The sequence below is a fragment of the Pseudorhodobacter sp. genome (genome assembly GCF_030452865.1).
Classification (GTDB): Bacteria; Pseudomonadota; Alphaproteobacteria; order Rhodobacterales; family Rhodobacteraceae; genus Pseudorhodobacter.
Genome location: NZ_JAKDLJ010000521.1, coordinates 1 through 2,085, shown reverse-complemented (window position 1 = coordinate 2,085; position 2,085 = coordinate 1). Strand labels below are relative to the sequence as shown.

General features: G+C 60.6%; 5 protein-coding genes. 4 read left to right on the top strand and 1 reads right to left on the bottom strand.

Annotated elements, in window-relative coordinates:
• The first annotated feature begins 3 nt into the window (after positions 1-3).
• Positions 4-150 (top strand): hypothetical protein, encoded by a 147-nt coding sequence (locus L0H65_RS18940; protein ID WP_301460751.1) that lies wholly within the window; start codon positions 4-6, stop codon positions 148-150.
• A 12-nt stretch (positions 151-162) separates the two neighbouring features.
• Here the strand turns inward: L0H65_RS18940 and L0H65_RS18935 are convergent, their stop codons facing one another.
• Entirely contained in the window at positions 163-618 is a 456-nt protein-coding gene (locus L0H65_RS18935) for a type II toxin-antitoxin system RatA family toxin (protein WP_301460750.1), read from the bottom strand.
• Positions 619-709: 91 nt separating this feature from the next.
• On the opposite strand from L0H65_RS18935, the gene hpt reads away from it, so the two are divergent.
• From hpt to L0H65_RS18920, 3 genes are all read left to right on the top strand, one after another.
• Positions 710-1,258 (top strand): hypoxanthine phosphoribosyltransferase, encoded by a 549-nt coding sequence (gene hpt / locus L0H65_RS18930; RefSeq protein ID WP_301460749.1) that lies wholly within the window; start codon positions 710-712, stop codon positions 1,256-1,258.
• Positions 1,255-1,443: a hypothetical protein gene (locus L0H65_RS18925; RefSeq protein WP_301460748.1), complete on the top strand. Its 189-nt coding sequence runs from the start codon at positions 1,255-1,257 to the stop codon at positions 1,441-1,443. The genes hpt and L0H65_RS18925 overlap by 4 nt, the downstream gene beginning before the upstream one ends.
• Positions 1,444-1,513: 70 nt before the next feature.
• Positions 1,514-2,085, top strand: a 572-nt coding sequence (locus tag L0H65_RS18920; protein WP_301460747.1) for a c-type cytochrome, incomplete at its 3' end; no start/stop codon positions are given.

Genomic DNA, 2,085 nt, shown 5'->3' with positions numbered 1-2,085 from the left:
GGCATGGTCTGTTTCGGGCTGTCCTGTGACGGTAAAGCCACCATCACCGAAACCGTTCAATTCGGCGCTTTGGGCCGCGATCTCGTGCGCCGCGCCGCGGTGGATCATGCGCTGAAAATGCTGGCGGCGGCGCTGGCGCAAATGAACTGAAGCCTGTCGCGGTCAGGTGCCGGGCTTGCCATACAGGTCCGAAGCACGGCGTTCAAAGGCGCGCACGACCCGCAACATCGCCTCATTGAACACCACTCCGATGATGCGTTGCAGGATGGCGTTCTTGAATTCGAAATCCACCATGAAATCCACCTCGCATCCGCGCTCCACATCGCGAAATCCCCAAGTGGAACGCATGAATTTGAAGGGTCCGTCAAGGTATTCGGTGTCGATCTTCTGCGCCTCGGGCCAAAGTGTCACCCGACTGCCGAAGCGTTCGCGAAACACCTTGAAGCTGATCACCAGATCCGCCTCCAGCACCTCACCGCCGTCCATCGGGTGCCGCGACCGGATGCGCGCCGCAGAGGTCCAGGGCAGGAATTCTGGATACGCCTCCACATCGGCAACAAGGCTGTACATTTGTGCAGCGGTGTAAGGCAGGTTTCTGGTTTCGGAATGGCGCGGCATTTGACAGCTATGATCCGGGGTTGGCGTGTTCTGGGGGCGTGACTTGCCTAACGCTATTGGATAAACAGGCAGCAGAAATCAAGGGAATACCATGGCAACGAGACCTTATGTCATCGACCAGATGATCTCCGCCAAATCCATCGCGGCCCGGATCGAGGAGCTTGCCGCCGAAATCCGCACGCGATTCGCCGGCACCGACAAGCTGATCGTGGTCGGCCTGTTGCGCGGCTCCTTCGTGTTCATCGCCGATCTGGTGCGGGAGTTGGACCTGCCGGTGGAGGTTGATTTTCTCGAAGCCTCAAGCTATGGCGACGGGATGCGAAGCAGCCGTGAGGTGCGTATCCTCAAGGACTTGCGCGGTGAAATTGCGGGGCGCGATGTGCTGGTGGTCGAGGATATCGTTGACACCGGCTTCACCCTGCATCATGTTCTGCACCTGCTGCGGTCGCGCAACCCGGCGCGGATGGAAGTGTGTGTGCTGCTGGACAAGCCGACCCGGCGTGAGGTCGACATCAAGGCGACATGGACCGGGTTCGAGATTCCCGATGAATTCGTGGTCGGCTACGGCATTGATTTCGCCCAACGCAACCGCAACCTGCCCTTCATCGGCAAGGTGCGCTTCACGGATACGGGGGAATGAACTCCCTTTGGCTGTTGCGGATGCAACGCTGGTTGCGCCATCCGCCGTCGGCGGCGCGGGTCAAGCTGGTGTTCGGCGTTATCCTCGCCTGTCTGCTGCTTGTCGGGTATGAGCATTTCTTTGGCTGGCCGGAATGGTTGACACTGAATGGCGGCGGGCGGGGGCATCGGCTCCCCCGGTTGTGACCGGGCGGCGCTTGTCAGATGCCGCGCGAACGGGCAAAGTCAGGAATTGTCCTTGCCGGAAGGAAACCCGATGCGCTTTTTGACCGCCGCAGCCATTCTTGCCGTGATCGGAGGCGGCGTGTTCTGGTTTGTGACCGCGCCAAAACCGCTGGACCCAAGCGCGACGGCAAGCCTGACCGGCGATGCGACCCACGGCGAACAAGTATTCTGGGCGACCGGTTGCGCGTCTTGCCATATGGCCGAGGGTGCCAAAGGGGACGCGCAACTGATGCTGTCGGGCGGGCAAGCCTTCCCTTCCGATTTCGGCACCTTCCGCGCCCCCAATATCACCCCCGACCCGACATTCGGCATTGGTGGCTGGTCACTTGAGGCATTCGCCAATGCGGTCACGCGCGGGGTGTCGCCCAAAGGCCAGCATTACTACCCCGCCTTCCCCTACAATGCCTATAACAAGATGAAATTGCAGGACATCGCCGATCTCAAAGCCTTCATGGATACCCTGCCGCCGTCCGCCGTTCCAAGCCAGCCGCATGCCGTGGGCTTCCCCTTCAACATCCGCCGCTTGCTGGGCGGCTGGAAATTCCTGTTCGTCAGTGATGGCTGGGTGATCAAGGGCGATCTGACACCTGAGGAAACCCGTGG